Annotated in this window: 13 protein-coding genes; 7 read left to right on the forward strand and 6 right to left on the reverse strand. The window is 66.6% G+C overall.

Translation table 11 applies throughout. The annotated features are described in order from the left end of the window. Positions 1–489 precede the first annotated feature (489 nt). Both MJ605_RS08115 and MJ605_RS08120 read right to left on the reverse strand, forming a co-directional pair. Positions 490–1,935 carry an amino acid permease gene (locus MJ605_RS08115; RefSeq protein WP_243040935.1) on the reverse strand — a complete coding sequence of 482 codons (1,446 nt, stop codon included), beginning with the start codon at positions 1,933–1,935 and terminating at the stop codon, positions 490–492. Positions 1,936–2,017: 82 nt separating this feature from the next. Further along, on the reverse strand, positions 2,018–3,511 hold the full coding sequence (locus MJ605_RS08120; protein WP_243040936.1) for an amino acid permease: 1,494 nt from the start codon (positions 3,509–3,511) through the stop codon (positions 2,018–2,020). Between the two features lie 233 nt (positions 3,512–3,744). Between MJ605_RS08120 and MJ605_RS08125 the strand changes: the two genes are divergently transcribed. Further along, the gene (locus MJ605_RS08125; protein ID WP_243040937.1) at positions 3,745–4,278 is read left to right on the forward strand and encodes an NUDIX hydrolase; all 534 of its coding nucleotides are present in this window, start codon (positions 3,745–3,747) and stop codon (positions 4,276–4,278) included. A 209-nt stretch (positions 4,279–4,487) separates the two neighbouring features. Here the strand turns inward: MJ605_RS08125 and MJ605_RS08130 are convergent, their stop codons facing one another. The 4 genes from MJ605_RS08130 to MJ605_RS08145 all read right to left on the reverse strand — a co-directional run bounded on the left by MJ605_RS08130 (position 4,488) and on the right by MJ605_RS08145 (position 10,178). Next, positions 4,488–5,009 carry a 3-hydroxyanthranilate 3,4-dioxygenase gene (locus MJ605_RS08130; protein ID WP_243040938.1) on the reverse strand — a complete coding sequence of 174 codons (522 nt, stop codon included), beginning with the start codon at positions 5,007–5,009 and terminating at the stop codon, positions 4,488–4,490. Positions 5,010–5,068: 59 nt separating this feature from the next. Next, a complete protein-coding gene (locus MJ605_RS08135; RefSeq protein ID WP_243040939.1) occupies positions 5,069–6,139 on the reverse strand; it encodes a PLP-dependent cysteine synthase family protein in 1,071 nt (356 codons plus the stop codon). Positions 6,140–6,301: 162 nt separating this feature from the next. Continuing rightward, the gene (gene parE, locus MJ605_RS08140) at positions 6,302–8,191 is read right to left on the reverse strand and encodes a DNA topoisomerase IV subunit B (protein WP_243040940.1); all 1,890 of its coding nucleotides are present in this window, start codon (positions 8,189–8,191) and stop codon (positions 6,302–6,304) included. A gap of 184 nt (positions 8,192–8,375) precedes the next feature. Further along, entirely contained in the window at positions 8,376–10,178 is a 1,803-nt protein-coding gene (locus MJ605_RS08145; RefSeq protein ID WP_243040941.1) for an aminopeptidase P family protein, read from the reverse strand. 216 nt (positions 10,179–10,394) lie between these two features. Here MJ605_RS08145 and cyoA point away from each other — a divergent pair, with 216 nt between their 5' ends. From cyoA to kdsA, 6 genes are all read left to right on the forward strand, one after another. Next, positions 10,395–11,369, forward strand: a complete 975-nt coding sequence (gene cyoA / locus MJ605_RS08150) for a ubiquinol oxidase subunit II (protein WP_243040942.1) — start codon at positions 10,395–10,397, stop codon at positions 11,367–11,369. A 3-nt stretch (positions 11,370–11,372) separates the two neighbouring features. Next, entirely contained in the window at positions 11,373–13,397 is a 2,025-nt protein-coding gene (cyoB, locus tag MJ605_RS08155) for a cytochrome o ubiquinol oxidase subunit I (RefSeq protein ID WP_243040943.1), read from the forward strand. Positions 13,398–13,400: 3 nt separating this feature from the next. Then, positions 13,401–14,036, forward strand: a complete 636-nt coding sequence (gene cyoC, locus MJ605_RS08160) for a cytochrome o ubiquinol oxidase subunit III (RefSeq protein ID WP_243040944.1) — start codon at positions 13,401–13,403, stop codon at positions 14,034–14,036. After that, positions 14,036–14,413 carry a cytochrome o ubiquinol oxidase subunit IV gene (gene cyoD, locus MJ605_RS08165; RefSeq protein ID WP_243040945.1) on the forward strand — a complete coding sequence of 126 codons (378 nt, stop codon included), beginning with the start codon at positions 14,036–14,038 and terminating at the stop codon, positions 14,411–14,413. Before cyoC ends, cyoD begins: the two co-directional genes overlap by 1 nt. A 322-nt stretch (positions 14,414–14,735) precedes the next feature. Then, complete coding sequence (gene pyrG, locus MJ605_RS08170) at positions 14,736–16,406, forward strand: CTP synthase (RefSeq protein WP_243040946.1); 1,671 nt, start codon at positions 14,736–14,738, stop codon at positions 16,404–16,406. Further along, on the forward strand, positions 16,403–17,236 hold the full coding sequence (gene kdsA / locus MJ605_RS08175; protein WP_243040947.1) for a 3-deoxy-8-phosphooctulonate synthase: 834 nt from the start codon (positions 16,403–16,405) through the stop codon (positions 17,234–17,236). The genes pyrG and kdsA overlap by 4 nt, the downstream gene beginning before the upstream one ends. The last annotated feature ends 68 nt before the right edge of the window (positions 17,237–17,304 follow it).

Raw genomic sequence — 17,304 nt, forward strand, 5'->3', positions numbered from 1 at the left:
GGCCGGCCCCGATGCCGGCCTTCTTTTTGGCCGATACCTACGATGCGGCATGCGCCGACACGCGATCGCGCCATGCATCGACGCACATCGCGCACGCGGACGACACGCGCGATGGCGGCCTGCGGACTTCGTGCGAAAGGGAAGGCTCGAACCGAGGAACTCGGTGAGCGAAAGGTGCTGCCCAGACGCGTCAGGCCGAGGAGCTGACCCGCCTGACGCGCCGGGCGGCAATCCGGGGCCCACTGCCAAGTGATCAACCCACGGAGCACGAATAATACTCCTGGCGGGCTGTTTTGGGGCTGGGCGGCCTCAAAAATTTCTCGAAAAACTCTCGTTAAAATATTTAAAAACAATGAGTTAAGAGAAAATTCAAGACTTGCCCTCATGAATGTGGGACAAGGATGGCACATTCACGCGCGGAAGGAGAGGATGGCTTCCGGGAGCGTTCGCCGAACTTCGGACAAGTTCGGCGAAATTCTTCCGGGCCGTTCAGCCAGCCTGGCGATGGAGGCGGCTGTGGCGCAGGCCATAGCCGAAGTAGATCGCCAGGCCGAGCACGGTCCACAGGATCATCAGCAGCCAGTTGAACCAGGACATGGCGCCCAGCAGGGCCAGGCAGCTGAGCACGCCGGCGGGGCAGATCACCCAGGCCCAGGGCACGCGGAAGCCGCGATGCAGTCCGGGCGAGGCATAGCGCAGGATCAGCACGCCCGCGCAGACCGCCACGAAGGCGATCAGCGTGCCCATCGAGGTGAGGTCGGCCAGCAGGTCCAGCGGAAAAATCGCCGCCAGCACCGCGATGCCCGCGCCGGTAATCACCGTATTGATGTGCGGCGTGCGGTAGCGCGGATGGATGCGGTTGAACACGCGCGGCAGCAGGCCGTCGCGCGACATGATCATGAAGATGCGCGGCTGCGCGATGATCATCACCAGGATCACCGAGGACAGGCCGATCAGCGCGCCGACCTCCACCACCACGCGCAGCCAGCCCAGCTCGGGGTGCCCCTTGATGGCGGTGACCACCGGCTCGCTGGTGCCCAGCTCGGTATAGGAGATCAGGCCGGTGAGCACCGCGGCCATGGCGAGGTAGAGCACGGTGCAGATCACCAGCGACACAAGGGTACCGAAGGGCAGGTCGCGCTGCGGGTTCTTGCATTCCTGCGCGGCGGTGGAGGTGGCCTCGAAGCCGATGTAGGCGAAGAACACCATGGCCGCGCCGCGCATGATGCCAGACCAGCCGTACTTGCCCGGCCCCTCGCTGGCGGGGATGAACGGGTGCCAGTTGGCCGGATCGATGTAGCGGTAGCCGGCGACTACCACGATGATGATAAGGCCCACCTTGAGCGCCACCATCAGCACGTTCAGCCCCGACGACTCGCGGATGCCGACATAGCACAGCCAGGTGAGCGCCAGCACGATCGCCACTGCCGGCAGATTCATCAGGTGGCCGGTCGCCACCAGGTGCCCGTCGGTGAAGGCCAGCGGCGCCTCGGTCAGCGCCTGCGGCAGGTGGATGCCCACATGGTCGAGCAGGCTGGTGAAATAGCCGGTCCAGCTGGCCGCCACCGCGGAGGCCGAGATGCCGTATTCCAGCACCATGTTCCAGCCGATGAACCAGGCCACCAGCTCGCCCAGCGTGGCGTAGGCATAGGAATAGGAGCTGCCGGAAATCGGGATCAGGGTGGCGAACTCGGCGTAGCACAGCGCGGTGAAGGCGCTGCAGATCGCCGCCAGCACGAAGGAGACCAGCACCGCCGGGCCAGCATGCTCGGCGGCGGCCTGGCCGGTGACCACGAAGATGCCGGTGCCGATCACCGCGCCGATGCCCAGCGCGGTGATGCCCCAGGGACCGAGCGTGCGGCGCAGGGTGGGGCCGTGGGTGGCGTCGTCGGCGTCGGAGAAATCGGTCTTGCGGGCGAATAACTGTTTGAGCATGCGTCGGCCTGGTGGAGCGGAAGGCGCCGGTGCGCCCCGGTCGAAACGAGAGGGCCGGCACTGGGCCGGCCCTCGGGTCGGATCAGGAGTTTTGCTTGCGCAGCTTGCTATGGGAATAGCCGTAGAAGGCATAGATCAGCATGCCGAATGCGGTCCAGCCCAGCATCAGCGGCCAGTTGGCGCGGAACGACTGCCAGAACAGGTACAAGCAGATCATGGCGCCCAGGACGCTGACCACCCAGATGCCCGGCACGCGGAACGAGCGCGGCAGTTCGGGCCGGGTGTAGCGCAGGATCAGCACGCCGATGCACACCGTGGTGAAGGCCAGCAGGGTGCCCATCGATACGAGTTCGCCCAGGATGCTCACCGGGAACAGGCCGGCGATCACCAGCGCGGCCACGCCGGCGATGATGGTGGCCACGTGCGGCGTGCGGTGCGTGGGATGCACGCGCGACATGCCCTTGGGCAGCAGGCCATCCTTCGCCATGCTGAAGAAGATGCGCGAGGTGCCCAGCAGCATCACCAGGATCACCGAGGACAGGCCGGCCAGCGCGCCGAACGAGACGATGGCCTTCAGCCAGGTCAGCTGCGGATAGAGGTTGAGCGCGGTGGCCACCGGCTCGGGCGTGCCCAGCATCCGGTAGGGCGCGATGCCGGTGAGGGTCAGCGCCATGGCGATGTAGAGCACGGTGCACACCAGCAGCGAGCCGAGGATGCCGATGGGCATGTCGCGCTGCGGGTTCTTGGCCTCGCCGGCGGCGGTGGAGACCGCGTCGAAGCCCACGTAGGAGAAGAACACCAGCACGGCGGCGCGGAAGATGCCGCTGGTGCCGAAGCGGCCTGGGCCTTCCTCCGGAGGGATGAACGGATGCCAGTTGGCCGGATCGATGAAGCGGAAGGCGAAGATCAGGAACAGCGCGATCACCAGCACCTTGATCGTCACGATCAGCGAGTTGACGAAGGTGGACTGGGTGATGCCCACGTAGCAGAGCATGGTGAGCGCACTGACGATCAGCACCGCCGGCAGGTTCACCAACGAGCCGGTGGTCACGATCTGGTGCGTATCGGTGAACTTCAGCGGTGCGCTGGAGAGGTAGTCGGGCAGCGACAGCGACAGCCCGGTCCAATGGCCGAGGATGGACAGGCATTCGTTGAAATAGCCTGACCAGCCGGCCGCCACGGTGGCGACGGCGAACAGGTATTCGAGCACCAGGTTCCAGCCGATGAACCAGGCGACGATCTCGCCCAGCGTGGCATAGGAATAGGCGTAGGCGCTGCCGGAGACCGGGATCATCGCGGCGAACTCGGCATAGCACAGGCCCGCGAACGCGCAGGCGATGCCGGCGACGATGAAGCTGACGACCAGGGCGGGGCCGGCGTGCTCGGCGGCGGCCTGGCCGGTGATGACGAAGATACCCGCGCCGATCACGGCGCCGATGCCCAGCATGATCAGGTGGCGCGCGGTAAGTACACGCTTGAGGCTGACTTCGCCTTGCAGGCTGTCGTGGGGCAGTTCGCCCGCGTCGACGTGTGGCGACGCCTGGATCGGATGCGTCGCGAACAGGTTTTTCAGCATGTCTCTCCCCTACCGCCTGTCGTGGTTCTTGCGTTTTTAGTGGTTTGGCAACCGTGACTTTCGCCATGGCTTGCGCGTCGCTATCCCGGCGACGACAGGGCACCATAGCCCAGCGGGCCGCGGCGGTACAAGCTGCAATGCGGCCGGCGAGCCCGGCTCCGGCCGGCGGTGGCGCCGGCCGTGGAATAATGCGCGGCCGCCCGAGGAGGCGGCCCTGGCAGGAGCGGATTTTCATGAGCGGATGGCACGTCGGGTTCCGGCACTACCAACAGCGATGGCCGGAGGAGCCGGATACCCGGCACTTCATCGATCTTCTGGCGCAAGGCGAGCGGGCGTTCCGGCGCGAGGCGCTGGACGCGCACTTCACCGGCTCGGCCTGGCTGGTCAGCGCCGATGGCGAGCGCGTGCTGCTCACCCATCACCGCAAGCTCGGCCGCTGGCTGCAATTGGGCGGCCATGCCGACGGCGATACCGACCTGGCGCGCGTTGCCCTGCGCGAGGCCGAGGAGGAATCGGGACTGGACGGCCTCAGCGTGGAGTCCGAGCCGTTCGACCTGGACCGCCATCGCATCCCGGCGCGCGGGACGGAGCCGGAGCACTGGCACTACGACGTGCGCTACGTCGTGCGGGCGGGAGCGAACGAGCGTTTCGTGGTCAGTGGGGAATCGAACGCGCTGGCTTGGCGAGACATTCGCGACATTGCCGGGGATGCGGCATTCGACGCTTCGCTGCGGCGCATGGCCCGCAAATGGCTGCAGTATCCCTAATCTGTGTGGGAGCTCACCCTGTGCGCGACTAGCCAGCGAGAAAGCAGGCACGAGGGGTGAGTGGACAGGGCGCAAGCCTGCGCGGTTGTCGCGACATGCAGGCAGGCGCCTGGTGGCCGGTTTAGGCGCCCTCGCGACTCATTACTCGCTCCTCCACCATCCGGTCGCGCACAGGGTGCGCTCCCACATGAAAAGCGGCAGGGTGTGGCTCAGGCGTACTTCGCCGGTGCCGGATTGAGGTGGCCGCACTGGACGCAGGTGCGCGCATCGATCGAGCGGTAGAAGCGCTCGAACACCGGCGGGAAATCGCGCTCGATGCTGTCGAGGGTGAAGTATTCCTCGTACAGCTTGTGGTTGCAGCGCTCGCAGAACCACAGCAGGCCGTCCTTCTCGCCGGCCAGGCGTCGGCGCTCGATCACCAGGCCGATGGATTCGGGCAGGCGCTGCGGCGAATGCGGCACGCAGGGCGGCAGGTAGAACAGTTCACCGGCGCGGATGGGAATGTCGCGCGCCTGTCCCTCGTCCTGCACTTTCAGCACCATCTCGCCCTCGATCTGGTAGAAGAACTCCGGGCCCTCGTCGTAGTGGTAATCGGTGCGCGCATTGGGGCCGCCCACGATCATCACGATGAAATCGCCGTCGACGATGCACTTGTTGCCCACCGGCGGCTTGAGCAGGTGGCGGTGTTCGTCGATCCAGCGCTTCAGGTCGATGGGAGGCAGCAGGGACATGGCGTGATCCAGCAGGGAAATGGTGGGCAAGATAGCGTCGCAGGCCGGGACAATCCCGTTCAGTCGATCCAGCGGCCCTCGTGGACGATGGCGCGCAGCCGGGCCAACTGGCCCGCGACGTCCAGGCCCTCGGTGGCGATCCAGGCCTCGTCGTAGTAGGTATCCCGGTAGCGATCGCCGCCGTCGCAGATCAGCGTCACCACCGGGCCGTGCTCGCCGTTGGCGCTCAGTTCCGCCATCAGCTGCAGCGAGCCCACCAGGTTGGTGCCGGTGGAGCCGCCGCAGCGGCGGCCGAGCAGTTCCTCCAGCAGGCGCAGCGCGGCGATGGAGGCGGCATCGGGCACCTGCATCATGCGGTCGATCACGCCGGGCATGAAGGAGGGTTCCACGCGCGGCCGTCCGATGCCCTCGATGCGCGAGCCGCGCGTCAGCTGCAGGCTGGCATCGCCGCCGCGGTAGTAGTCGTAGAACACCGAATGTTCCGGATCGACCACGGCGAGCCGGGCGAGGCCGTGCTCGCCGCAGCGGTAGCGCATGTAGCGGCCAATGGTGGCGGAGGTGCCGCCGGTACCGGCCGGCACCACGATCCAGCGCGGCTCGGGATCGGGTTCGCATTGCATCTGGCGGAAGATCGACTCGGCGATGTTGTTGTTGCCGCGCCAGTCGGTGGCGCGCTCGGCGTAGGTGAACTGGTCCATGTAGTGGCCGTCCCGTTCCGCCGCCAGCCGCTGGGCCGCGCCGTAGACATCGGTGTCGTCGATGAAATGGCAATGCCCGCCGAAGAACTCGATCTGGGCGACCTTGTCGCGCGAGGTGCCGCGCGGCATCACCGCGAAGAACGGCAGGCCGAGCAGGCGGGCGAAATAAGCCTCGGAAATGGCGGTGCTGCCGCTGGAGGCTTCCACCACCGGGCGGCCCTCGGCCAGCCAGCCGTTGCAGATCGCATAGAGGAACAGCGAGCGCGCCAGGCGATGCTTGAGGCTGCCGGTGGGGTGGACCGATTCGTCCTTCAGATACAGCGGGATGCCGGGGAAGGCGGGCAGGTCCAGCCGGATCAGGTGCGTGTCGGCCGAGCGATGGGCCTCGGACTCGAGGGTCCGGATGGCGTGGCGGGTCCAGGCGGTGTGCATCCGCGTAGTCTAGCGCCGCCGATGCCTGGTCCGTTGATGCGAGTCAGTGTGGACCGTGGACTTGGCGTTGCGGGGCAAGGTTCGTGCACCCCTTGCTCGTCATTCCGGCCTGCGCCGGAATGACGGATGGGGAGGGACTGCGGGGAGATCGTGAACAGGCTCTCAGACTTCCAGCGTCGCCAGGTCGCCCTTTTCCTCCAGCCACGCCTTGCGGTCGCCGGCGCGCTTCTTGGCCAGCAGCATGTCCATCAGCTTGGCGGTGCCGTCGTCGTGGTCGACAGTGAGCTGCACCAGGCGGCGGGTGTCGGGATGGATGGTCGATTCGCGCAGCTGCGAGGGATTCATCTCGCCCAAGCCCTTGAAGCGGGTGGTGCTGACCTGGCCCTTCATCTTCTCGCGTTCGATGCGCTGGAGCAGGGCGGTCTTTTCGTTCTCGTCCAGGCAATAGAACACCTGCTTGCCCACGTCCACGCGGAACAGCGGCGGCATCGCCACGAACACGTGGCCCTCGCGCACCAGCGCGGGGAAGTGGCGCAGGAACAGCGCGGAGAGCAGCGTGGCGATGTGCAGGCCGTCCGAATCCGCGTCGGCCAGGATGATGATCTTGCCGTAGCGCAGGCCCGAAAGGTCGTCCTTGCCTGGGTCGCAGCCGATCGCCACGGCGAGGTTGTGCACTTCCTCCGAGGCGAGCACCGAGCCCGATTCCACTTCCCAGGTGTTGAGGATCTTGCCGCGCAGCGGCAGGATCGCCTGGAACTCCTTGTCGCGCGCCTGCTTGGCGCTGCCGCCGGCCGAGTCGCCCTCCACCAGGAACAGCTCGGTGCGGGTGAGGTCGGTGGCGGTGCAGTCGGCGAGCTTGCCGGGTAGGGCGGGGCCTTGGGTGATCTTCTTGCGCACCACCTGCTTGGCGGCCTTCAGGCGCGCGCTGGCGCGCTCGATGGCGAGCTGGGCGATACGCTCGCCCAGATCCACGTGCTGGTTGAGCCACAGGCTGAAGGCGTCGTGGATGACACCCTCGACCATGCCGGCGGCATTGCGCGAGGACAGGCGTTCCTTGGTCTGGCCGGCGAACTGCGGATCCTGCAGCTTGGCCGACAGCACGAAGGCGAGGCGCTCCCACACGTCCTCCGGCGCCAGCTTCACGCCACGCGGCAGCAGGTTGCGGATGTCGCAGAACTCGCGGATGGCATTGGTGAGGCCCGAGCGCAGGCCGTTCACATGGGTGCCGCCCTGCGCGGTGGGAATCAGGTTGACATAGCTTTCCTGCACCAGTTCGCCTTCCGGCAGCCAGGCCAGCGCCACGTCGAGGCCATCGGCCTCGCGCTGCACGTGGTGCACGAACAGCTCGGCCGGGATCGCCTCGGCGCTGTCCAGTTCGCCGCGCAGGTAGTCGCGCAGGCCGTCCTCGTAGTACCACTCGTTGACCTCGCCGGTGGCCTCGTCGACCAGCTTCACGCTGAGGCCGGCGCACAGCACGGCCTTGGCGCGCAGCAGGTGGCGCAGCTTGCCCAGCGAGATCTTCGGCGAGTCGAAGTACTTGGGATCGGCCCAGAAGCGCACCGTGGTGCCGGTCTTCTTCTTGGGCACCGTGCCGATCACTTCCAGCTCGCTGGCGCGGTCGCCGTGCTCGAAGGCCATGCGGTATTCGTTGCCATCGCGGCGGATGGTGACTTCCACCCGGCTGGACAACGCATTCACCACCGACACGCCCACGCCGTGCAGGCCGCCGGAGAAGTTGTAGTTCTTGCCAGAGAACTTGCCGCCCGCATGCAGGCGGGTGAGGATCAGCTCGACGCCCGGCACGCCTTCTTCCGGATGGATGTCCACCGGCATGCCGCGGCCGTCGTCGCTGACCTCCACCGAGCCGTCGGTGTGCACGATCACTTCCAGCGTCTTGGCGTGGCCGGAGATGGCCTCGTCCACCGAGTTGTCGATCACCTCCTGCGCCAGGTGGTTCGGGCGGGAGGTATCGGTGTACATGCCTGGGCGGCGCTTGACCGGGTCAAGGCCGGAGAGGACTTCGATGTCGGCGGCGTTGTAGCGACTGCTCATGCGGGGAGGTTCTGCTCAGGTCAGGCGCGGGAGGATGGGTTGCCCGGGCGGGGAGGTCAAGGGTTGGGGTGATGCTCGCCAAACAAATGTGGGAGCGCACCCTGTGCGCGACGACCTGGCGGAGCGGCAACCTTCCGCTCCGCGGTCGCGCACAAGGTGCGCTCCCGCCGGTAATGGATAGCCATCAGCCCAGCGGTGCGCAATGCCGCTCCAGCCAGGCCAGGTCCGCGTCCTCCAGCAAGGGTGCCAGGGCGGCGCGTACGGTGGCGTGATAGTCGTCCAGCCAGGCGCGCTCCTCGGGGTTGAGCAGGCCCGGCTCCAGGGCGCGGCGGTCGAACGGGCACAGGGTCAGCGTCTCGAAGGCGTAGAACTCGCCGAATTCGGAGCGGTCGGCCTCGACCACCACCGCCAGGTTTTCGTGGCGGATGCCGTGGCGGCCCGGCTTGTACAGGCCCGGCTCGATCGAGGTGATCATGCCCGGCTCCAGCGGCACCAGGGCGGTGCCTGATACCGGCGGGCGAATGCCCTGCGGTCCCTCGTGCACATTGAGGAAGTAGCCCACGCCGTGGCCGGTGCCGTGGCCGTAGTCCATGCCGTTGGCCCACAGCGGCGCGCGGGCCAGCGCATCGAGCTGCGGGCCGCTGGCGCCCCGGGGGAAGCGGGCGCGGCTGAGCGCGATCATGCCCTTCATCACCAGGGTGGCGTCGCGGCGCTGCTCGGCGGTGGTCTCGCCCAGCGCCAGCACGCGGGTGATATCGGTGGTGCCGCCCAGGTATTGGCCGCCGGAATCGACCAGCAGCAGGCCTTGCGCCTTCAATGTGCTGTGTGATTCGGCGGTGGCGCGGTAATGCGGCAGGGCGCCGTTGGCCTGGTAGCCGGCGATGGTGGCGAAGCTCTCGCCGACGAAGTCCGGCTGAGCCGAGCGTTCCTCGCGCAGCAGCGCGTCCACGTCCAGCTCGGTCTGGCGCATGCCAGCGGCGACGCGTTCCTCCAGCCGGCGGAACGCGCGCACCAGGGCGGCGCCGTCCCGGCGCATCGTCTCGCGGATATGTTCCAGCTCGCCCTCGCTCTTGCGCGCCTTGGACAGGGTGGATGGGTTGGCGGCCTCGATGACATTGGCCTCGGGCGGGATGGCGGCGGCCACCGAGACCACCACGCGGGCGGGATCCAGCAGCAGGCGGTCCGCTGCACCCAGTTCCGACAAGGCGTCGGTGACGGTGGCGTAGTCGGCGATGCGTACGCCGTCGGCGGCCAGCGAGGCGACCAGGGCGTCGTTGAGCTTGCCGCGATCCACGAACAGCGTGGCATGGCCTTCCGCCTGCACCAGCAGGTGGGCCAGGAATACCGGGTTGCACTCCACGTCGCTGCCGCGCAGGTTGGTCAGCCAGGCGACGTCGTCCAGGCTGGACACCAGGTGGTGGGTGGCGCCCAGCTTGCGCATCGCGGTGCGCAGCCGGTCCAGCTTCTCGGCGCGGGCCTGGATGGCGTAGCGCAGCGGGTGTTCGACCACCGGGGCGTCGGGCAGGGCGGGACGGCCAGTCCAGGCCTGGCCCGGCAAATCGAGGTCGGTGCGCAGCGCTGCGCCCGCTTCGGCCAGTTGGCGTTCAAGCTGGCGCGCGGTGGCGAGGGCGACGCTGTCGCCGGCGACGGCCAGGCTCTGGCCCGGTCGCAGGTGTTCCCGCAGCCAGGCGATATGTTCCGGCGCATGCGCCACGCGCTGCTTCATCAGCTCGATGCCGCTGCCGGCGAGCTGCTGCGTGGCCTGGGCGAAGTAGCGGCTGTCGGTCCACAGGCTGGCATGGTCCGCGGTGACCACCAGGGTGCCGGCCGAGCCGGTGAAGCCGGACAGCCAGGCGCGTGCCTGCCAATGAGCCGGCAGATATTCGGAAAGGTGCGGGTCGGCGCTGGGGATCAGGCAGGCGTCGACGCCGTGCTGCAGCATGGCGTGCCGGAGGGCGGCAAGTCTCGCGGGCGTGGTCGGTTCCATCGGCGCATGGTAGCAGGGCGGGGCAGGGCGATTTTTCGTTGCGCCAGGCGCGTCCCGGCGAAAAATGGCGGGTGCGGATGCTTGCATTTTTATGTCAAGTCGCCGCAGTGATGCGCGCAAGAATTTACTCCTGCGGCATTGTGTCTCAAGGGCGTTCTATCGCAGGTGCAACATCGCTAGCATGCCGCGTCCCCACGCTGTCCCCCCAGGATGTCAGTGAACAAGCAAGCCCTTATTTCGCGCCTGCGCTATGCGGGCGTTGGCGTCGCCGTGTTGCTCAGCGGCTGCAACATGGAAGTGCTCGCCCCCAAGGGCGACATCGGCGCCGACGAGAAGTCCCTCATCCTGATCGCGCTGGGTCTGATGGCCATCGTGGCGATCCCGGTCATCGCGATGACGCTGTGGTTCGCGTGGCGCTACCGCTCCGGCAACAAGAAGGCCACCTATGCGCCGAACTGGTCGCATTCGACCGGGGTCGAGGTAGTGGTGTGGACCGTGCCGGCGATCATCGTCGCCATCCTCGCCGTCATCACCTGGCGCAGCTCCCATGCGCTGGATCCCTACAAGCCGTTGGCGTCCGAGGCCCGGCCGGTGACGGTGCAGGTCGTCTCGCTCGACTGGAAGTGGCTGTTCGTCTACCCGGAGTACGGCGTGGCCTCGGTCAACGAACTGGCCTTTCCGGTCGATCGCCCGGTGAATTTCCAGATCACCTCCGACTCGGTGATGAACGCCTTCTTCATCCCGCAGCTGGGCAGCCAGATCTACGCCATGGCCGGCATGGAGACCAAGCTGCACCTGATCGCGCGCGAGCCGGGCAGCTACGAAGGCCTCTCGACCAACTTCAGCGGCGAAGGCTTCTCGGACATGCATTTCAAGGCCATCGCCACCTCGGAGGATGGCTTCAAGGACTGGATCGCCAAGGCCAAGGCCGCGCAGGTCACGCTGGATGGCGACAGCTACAAGGCGCTGGCCCAGCCCAGCCAGAAGGTGCCGGTGTCGTACTACGGCGCCGTGACGCCGGGCCTGTTCGCCAGTGTCGTCAACAAGCACATGGGTGACATGTCGCACGGCGAGATGCCGATGGATTCGCACCACGACATGTCGCAGGCCGGCATGCCGATGGACATGCACCACCACGAGGACGGGGACGCCGTGTCCTCGAACACCACCCCGACTCAGGCAGAGAAGTAAGCCATGTTTGGAAAGCTCACCCTTGATGCGATCCCGTATCACGAGCCGATCGTGATGGGCACCCTCGCCGCCGTCATCCTCGGCGGACTGGCGTTGTTCGCCGTCGTGACCAAGTACCGTCTGTGGGGCTACCTGTGGAAGGAGTGGTTCACCTCGGTGGACCACAAGAAGATCGGCGTCATGTACATCATCGTGGCGCTGGTGATGCTGCTGCGCGGCTTCTCCGACGCGATCATGATGCGCCTGCAGCAGGCCATGGCCGCCTCCGACGCGGCCGGTTACCTGCCGCCGCACCACTTCGACCAGGTGTTCACCGCCCACGGCGTCATCATGATCTTCTTCGTGGCGATGCCGTTCATCACGGGCCTGATGAACCTGGTGGTGCCGCTGCAGATCGGCGCGCGCGACGTGGCCTATCCGTTCCTGAACTCGCTCAGCTTCTGGCTGTTCGTCTCCGGCGTGGTGCTGGTGATGGTGTCGCTGTTCGTCGGTGACTTCGCCGCGACCGGCTGGCTGGCCTACCCGCCGCTGTCGGGCCTGCAATACAGCCCGACGGTCGGCGTGGACTACTACATCTGGTCGCTGCAGCTGTCCGGCCTGGGCACCACGTTGAGCGGCATCAACTTCATCGTGACCATCATGAAGATGCGCACGCCCGGCATGACGCTGATGAAGATGCCGGTGTTCACCTGGACCTCGCTGGTCACCAACATCCTGATCGTGGCCGCGTTCCCGGTGCTGACGGTGACGCTGGCGCTGCTCACCGCCGACCGCTACCTCGGCACGCATTTCTTCACGAACGAGCTTGGCGGCAACGCCATGATGTACGTGAACCTGATCTGGATCTGGGGCCACCCCGAGGTCTACATCCTGATACTGCCGTGCTTCGGCGCGTATTCGGAAATCGTCGCCACGTTCGCCAAGAAGCCGTTGTTCGGCTACAAGTCGATGGTATACGCCACCTCCTGCATCGGCGTGCTGTCGTTCGTGGTGTGGCTGCACCACTTCTTCACCATGGGCTCGGGTGCCAGCGTCAACGCCTTCTTCGGCATCACCACGATGATCATCTCGGTGCCCACCGGCGCCAAGCTGTTCAACTGGCTGTTCACCATGTACCGCGGCCGCGTGCAGTTCACCGTGCCGATGCTGTGGACGGTGGGCTTCATGGTCACCTTCGTGATCGGCGGCGTCACCGGCGTGCTGATGGCCGTGCCGGGCGCGGACTTCGTGCTGCACAACAGCGTGTTCCTGATCGCGCACTTCCACAACGTGATCATCGGCGGCGTGGTGTTCGGCGTGTTCGCCGCGATCAACTACTGGTTCCCGAAGGCCTTCGGCTTCCGCCTCAACGAGTTCTGGGGCAAGGCCTCGTTCTGGTGCTGGCTGGTCGGCTTCTACCTGGCCTTCATGCCGCTGTACGTGCTGGGCCTGAAGGGCATGACGCGCCGCATGAACCACTACGCCAACCCCGACTGGCAGCCGTACCTCATTGTCGCCGCGCTCGGCGCCGCCGTCATTGCGGTCGGCATCTTCTGCACCCTGGTGCAGTTCTACGTCAGCGTGCGCGACCGCAAGAAGCTCACCGATCCCAGCGGCGACCCGTGGGGTGGCCGCACCCTCGAATGGTCCATCAGTTCTCCCGCCCCGTTCTACAACTTCGCCACGCTTCCGCAGGTGCGCGAGTTGGATCAGTTCTGGGAAGACAAACAAAACGGAGTCGCCTACGTGCAACCTGCCAAGTACGAAGACATTCACATGCCCCGCAACACCGGCGTCGGTGTGGTCATGGGCGCGTTCGGTACGGTCCTGGGCTTCGCGCTCGTGTGGCACATCTGGTGGCTGGCGGCCGTCGGCCTGCTGGGCATGATTGGCGCCTTCATCGCCCGTGCCTACGACACCGACGTCGACTACTGGGTGCCGGCGGCCGAGGTCGAGCGGATCGAGCGCTCGCGCCACGCCCGGCTCCAGCAGTTCCAGACCACGCAGGTGGCCCCGGTGGCGGCCCCCTCGCGCCAGAAGGTGGCGTAACCGATGAGCAGTACCGCACTCAGCGCCTCCCACGGCGCCTTCGACGACGTCGCCCACGGCGGCGGCGAGCATCACCATCACGACGACGGATCCAAGACCCTGCTCGGGTTCTGGATCTACCTGATGAGCGACTGCCTGATCTTCTCGGGCTTGTTCGCCACCTTCGCCGTGCTGGCCAACGCCACCGCCGGCGGCCCGAGCGGCAAGGAGCTGTTCGAGCTGCCCTACGTGCTGGGCGAGACCATGCTGCTGCTGGTCTCCTCGGTCACCTTCGGCATGGCCATGCTCAACATGCATGCCGGCCGCAAGGGCCAACTGCTGGCTTGGCTGGCGGTGACCTTCGTGTTCGGCGCCGGCTTCATCGGCATGGAAGTCCATGAATTCGCCAAGCTGATCCAGGAGGGTGCCGGCCCGGACCGCAGCGCCTTCCTGTCCAGCTACTTCACCCTGGTCGGCACCCACGGCCTGCACGTGACCTGCGGCCTGATCTGGCTGGTGGTGATGATGGACATGGTCCGCCGCCATGGCCTCAACGACGCCACCCGCCGCCGCCTGTCGTGCCTGAGCCTGTTCTGGCACTTCCTGGACATCGTCTGGATCTGCGTGTTCACCTTTGTCTACCTGCGGGGGGCCATCTGATGGCGGGCAGCAACCATTCTCACGACGCGGCCCATCCCGAGGCCGCCCATGCCGACCATGGCAGCACCAAGTCCTACCTGATCGGTTTCGCCCTGTCGGTGCTGTTGACCCTGGCCTCGTTCGGCGTGGTCATGAGCGGCGCCGTGCCGCATGAGCTGATGATGCCGGGTATCGTGCTATTCGGGGTGGCCCAGCTGGTGGTCCAACTGGTCTGCTTCCTGCACATGGGCACCTCGCCCTCCCAGCGCGGCAACCTGGCCATCATGCTGTTCACCCTGCTGATCCTGGCCATCGTGGTGGTCGGCTCGCTGTGGGTGCTGCACAACATGAACGTGAACATGATGCACCCGACGTCGCAGATGATGCCGGTGGAGTGAGGTTTCCCGTCAGGGGCTCCAAGCAAGGGCGCCTTCGGGCGCCTTTGCTTTTTGGTCTGGTTGCGGCGCCATGATCGTGATCGTCATTCCGGCGCAGGCCGGAATCCAGTAGCCGGACAGCTCGGTTGTCGCCAGGCGATGGGGCTTTGTCGCGACGACCGGTCTCACCGTGGCTGGATTCCGGCCTGCGCCGGAATGACGGTGGGTTGGGGTACGGGGAGGCGGGCTCCAACTTGAACGGGCCGGTCATCCGGGCCTTTCAAGCCCTCGCGGCCGGGCCGATCTTCCTCTAAAATACAAATTTCCAGCACGGCTGCATCCCATGACCCCCCTGATTTTCGTCACCGGCGGTGTGGTGTCCTCGCTTGGCAAGGGCATCGCCGCGGCGTCGCTGGCTTCCATCCTGGAAGCGCGTGGCCTCTCGGTCACCATGATGAAGCTCGATCCGTACATCAACGTGGATCCGGGCACCATGAGCCCCTTCCAGCATGGCGAGGTCTATGTGACCGACGATGGCGCCGAGACCGACCTGGACCTGGGCCACTACGAGCGCTTCGTCAACACTCGCCTGACCGGCAAGAACTCCATCACCACGGGCAAGATCTACGAGTCGGTGATCCGCAAGGAGCGCCGGGGCGACTACCTGGGCGCCACCGTGCAGGTGATCCCGCACATCACCGACGAGATCAAGCACTGCATCCACGAGGCCACCCGCGGCTTCGACGTGGCCCTGGTCGAGATCGGCGGCACGGTGGGCGACATCGAGTCGCTGCCGTTCCTGGAGGCCATCCGCCAGCTGCGCATCGAGCACGGCCCGGAGAAGGTGCTGTTCATGCACCTGACCCTGGTGCCGTACATCAAGGCCGCCGGCGAGATCAAGACCAAGCCGACCCAGCACTCCGTGAAGGAACTGCGCTCGATCGGCATCCAGCCGGACGTGCTGCTGTGCCGCTGCGAGCAGCAGCTGCCGGACGGCGAGCGCCGCAAGATCGCCCTGTTCACCAACGTACCCGAGAACGCCGTCATCAGCGCGGCCGACGTGGACATCATCTACAAGCAGCCGCTGTGGCTGCACAAGCAGGGCCTGGACGAGATCGTGGTCAAGCGCCTGGGCCTGCAGGCCGGCCCGGCCGATCTGTCCTCCTGGCAGCGCACGGTCGATGCCGTGGAAAACCCCAAGGACGAGGTCACCGTCGCCATCGTCGGCAAGTACGTCGAGCACAAGGACGCCTACAAGTCCCTGGGCGAGGCGCTGCGCCACGGCGGCATCAAGCAGCAGACCCGGGTCAACCTCAACTGGGTGGATTCCGAGCAGGTCGAGGCCGAGGGCGCCGCCAAGGTGCTGGGCAATGCCGACGCCATCCTGGTGCCGGGCGGCTTCGGCAAGCGCGGCTTCGAGGGCAAGGTGCTGGCGGCCCGGTACGCTCGCGAGAAGGGCGTGCCGTACTTCGGCATCTGCTATGGCATGCACGCGGCGGTGGTGGACTTCGCCCGCCATGTGGCCGGTCTCGCCGAGGCCGATTCCAGCGAGAACGACCGCAATACGCCCGATCCGGTGATCGCGCTGATCACCGAATGGACCACCGCCTCCGGCGAGGTGGAGCAGCGCAGCGAGCGCTCGGACCTGGGCGGCACCATGCGCCTGGGCGCGCAGGAGTGCCGCCTCAAGGCGGGCACCCTGGCCCGCCAGTTGTACGGCCAGGACGTGGTGCGCGAGCGCCATCGCCACCGCTACGAGTTCAACAACCGCTACCGCCAGTCGTTCGAGGACCTGGGGCTGGTGATCTCCGGCAAGTCGATGGACGACCTGCTGGTGGAGATCGTCGAGCTGCCGCCGCAGAAGCATCCGTGGTTCCTCGGCTGCCAGGCCCACCCGGAGTTCACCTCCACCCCGCGCGACGGCCACCCGCTGTTCATCGGCTTCGTGCAGGCCGCCCGCGAGTTCAAGGCGGTGCGCGAGGGTGAGCGCCTGGCCAAGGAGTCCGTCGCATGAAGTTGTGTGGATTCGAGGTCGGCCTTGACCAGCCATTGTTCCTGATCGCCGGTCCCTGCGTGGTCGAGTCCGAGCAGCTGCAGCTGGATACCGCTGGCACGCTGAAGGAGATCACCGGCAAGCTCGGCATCCACTTCATCTTCAAGTCCAGCTTCGACAAGGCCAACCGTTCCTCCGGCGGCAGCTTCCGCGGTCCCGGCATGGAAGCGGGCCTGAAGATCCTGGGCGAGGTGAAGCGCCAGCTCGGCGTGCCGGTGCTCACCGACGTGCACGAGTACACCCCGATGAACGAGGTGGCCGCCGTGGTCGACGTGCTGCAGACGCCGGCCTTCCTGTGCCGCCAGACCGACTTCATCCAGAACGTGGCGCGCGCCGGCAAGCCGGTGAACATCAAGAAAGGCCAGTTCCTGGCGCCCTGGGACATGAAGAACGTGGTCGACAAGGCCAAGGCCGTCGGCAACGACGACATCCTGGTGTGCGAGCGCGGCGCCAGCTTCGGCTACAACAACCTCGTCTCGGACATGCGTTCGCTCAGCGTGATGCGCGACACCGGCTGCCCGGTGGTGTTCGACGCCACCCATTCGGTGCAGTTGCCGGGCGGGCAGGGCACCAGCTCCGGCGGCCAGCGCGAATTCGTGCCGGTGCTGGCTCGTGCCGCCGTGGCGGTGGGCATCGCAGGCCTGTTCGCCGAGACCCACCCGAATCCGGAAAAGGCGCTCAGCGACGGCCCCAACGCCTGGCCGCTGGGCAAGATGGAGGCGTTGCTGGAGACGCTGCTTGAGCTCGACCGGGTCACCAAGCGCCACGCCTTCCTGGAACACACGCTTTAGAGCCGCCGCGGGGGAGGCGAATGAAGCGGATCCCCCGCAGATCAGGCAGGATAGACATCCAAACTTCC

Source organism: Dyella sedimenti (assembly GCF_022760995.1).
In the GTDB taxonomy this organism is placed as follows: domain Bacteria; phylum Pseudomonadota; class Gammaproteobacteria; order Xanthomonadales; family Rhodanobacteraceae; genus Dyella; species Dyella sedimenti.

What these genes read in the sequence shown, in the direction of transcription:
- cyoD (WP_243040945.1), top strand. Translation starts at nt 14,036, where the DNA reads ATGGCGGGCAGCAACCATTCTCACGACGCGGCCCATCCCGAGGCCGCC.
- MJ605_RS08125 (WP_243040937.1), top strand. Translation starts at nt 3,745, where the DNA reads ATGAGCGGATGGCACGTCGGGTTCCGGCACTACCAACAGCGATGGCCG.
- cyoC (WP_243040944.1), top strand. Translation starts at nt 13,401, where the DNA reads ATGAGCAGTACCGCACTCAGCGCCTCCCACGGCGCCTTCGACGACGTC.
- MJ605_RS08145 (WP_243040941.1), bottom strand. Translation starts at nt 10,178, where the DNA reads ATGGAACCGACCACGCCCGCGAGACTTGCCGCCCTCCGGCACGCCATG.
- MJ605_RS08135 (WP_243040939.1), bottom strand. Translation starts at nt 6,139, where the DNA reads ATGCACACCGCCTGGACCCGCCACGCCATCCGGACCCTCGAGTCCGAG.
- kdsA (WP_243040947.1), top strand. Translation starts at nt 16,403, where the DNA reads ATGAAGTTGTGTGGATTCGAGGTCGGCCTTGACCAGCCATTGTTCCTG.
- MJ605_RS08115 (WP_243040935.1), bottom strand. Translation starts at nt 1,935, where the DNA reads ATGCTCAAACAGTTATTCGCCCGCAAGACCGATTTCTCCGACGCCGAC.
- MJ605_RS08120 (WP_243040936.1), bottom strand. Translation starts at nt 3,511, where the DNA reads ATGCTGAAAAACCTGTTCGCGACGCATCCGATCCAGGCGTCGCCACAC.
- parE (WP_243040940.1), bottom strand. Translation starts at nt 8,191, where the DNA reads ATGAGCAGTCGCTACAACGCCGCCGACATCGAAGTCCTCTCCGGCCTT.
- cyoB (WP_243040943.1), top strand. Translation starts at nt 11,373, where the DNA reads ATGTTTGGAAAGCTCACCCTTGATGCGATCCCGTATCACGAGCCGATC.
- pyrG (WP_243040946.1), top strand. Translation starts at nt 14,736, where the DNA reads ATGACCCCCCTGATTTTCGTCACCGGCGGTGTGGTGTCCTCGCTTGGC.
- MJ605_RS08130 (WP_243040938.1), bottom strand. Translation starts at nt 5,009, where the DNA reads ATGTCCCTGCTGCCTCCCATCGACCTGAAGCGCTGGATCGACGAACAC.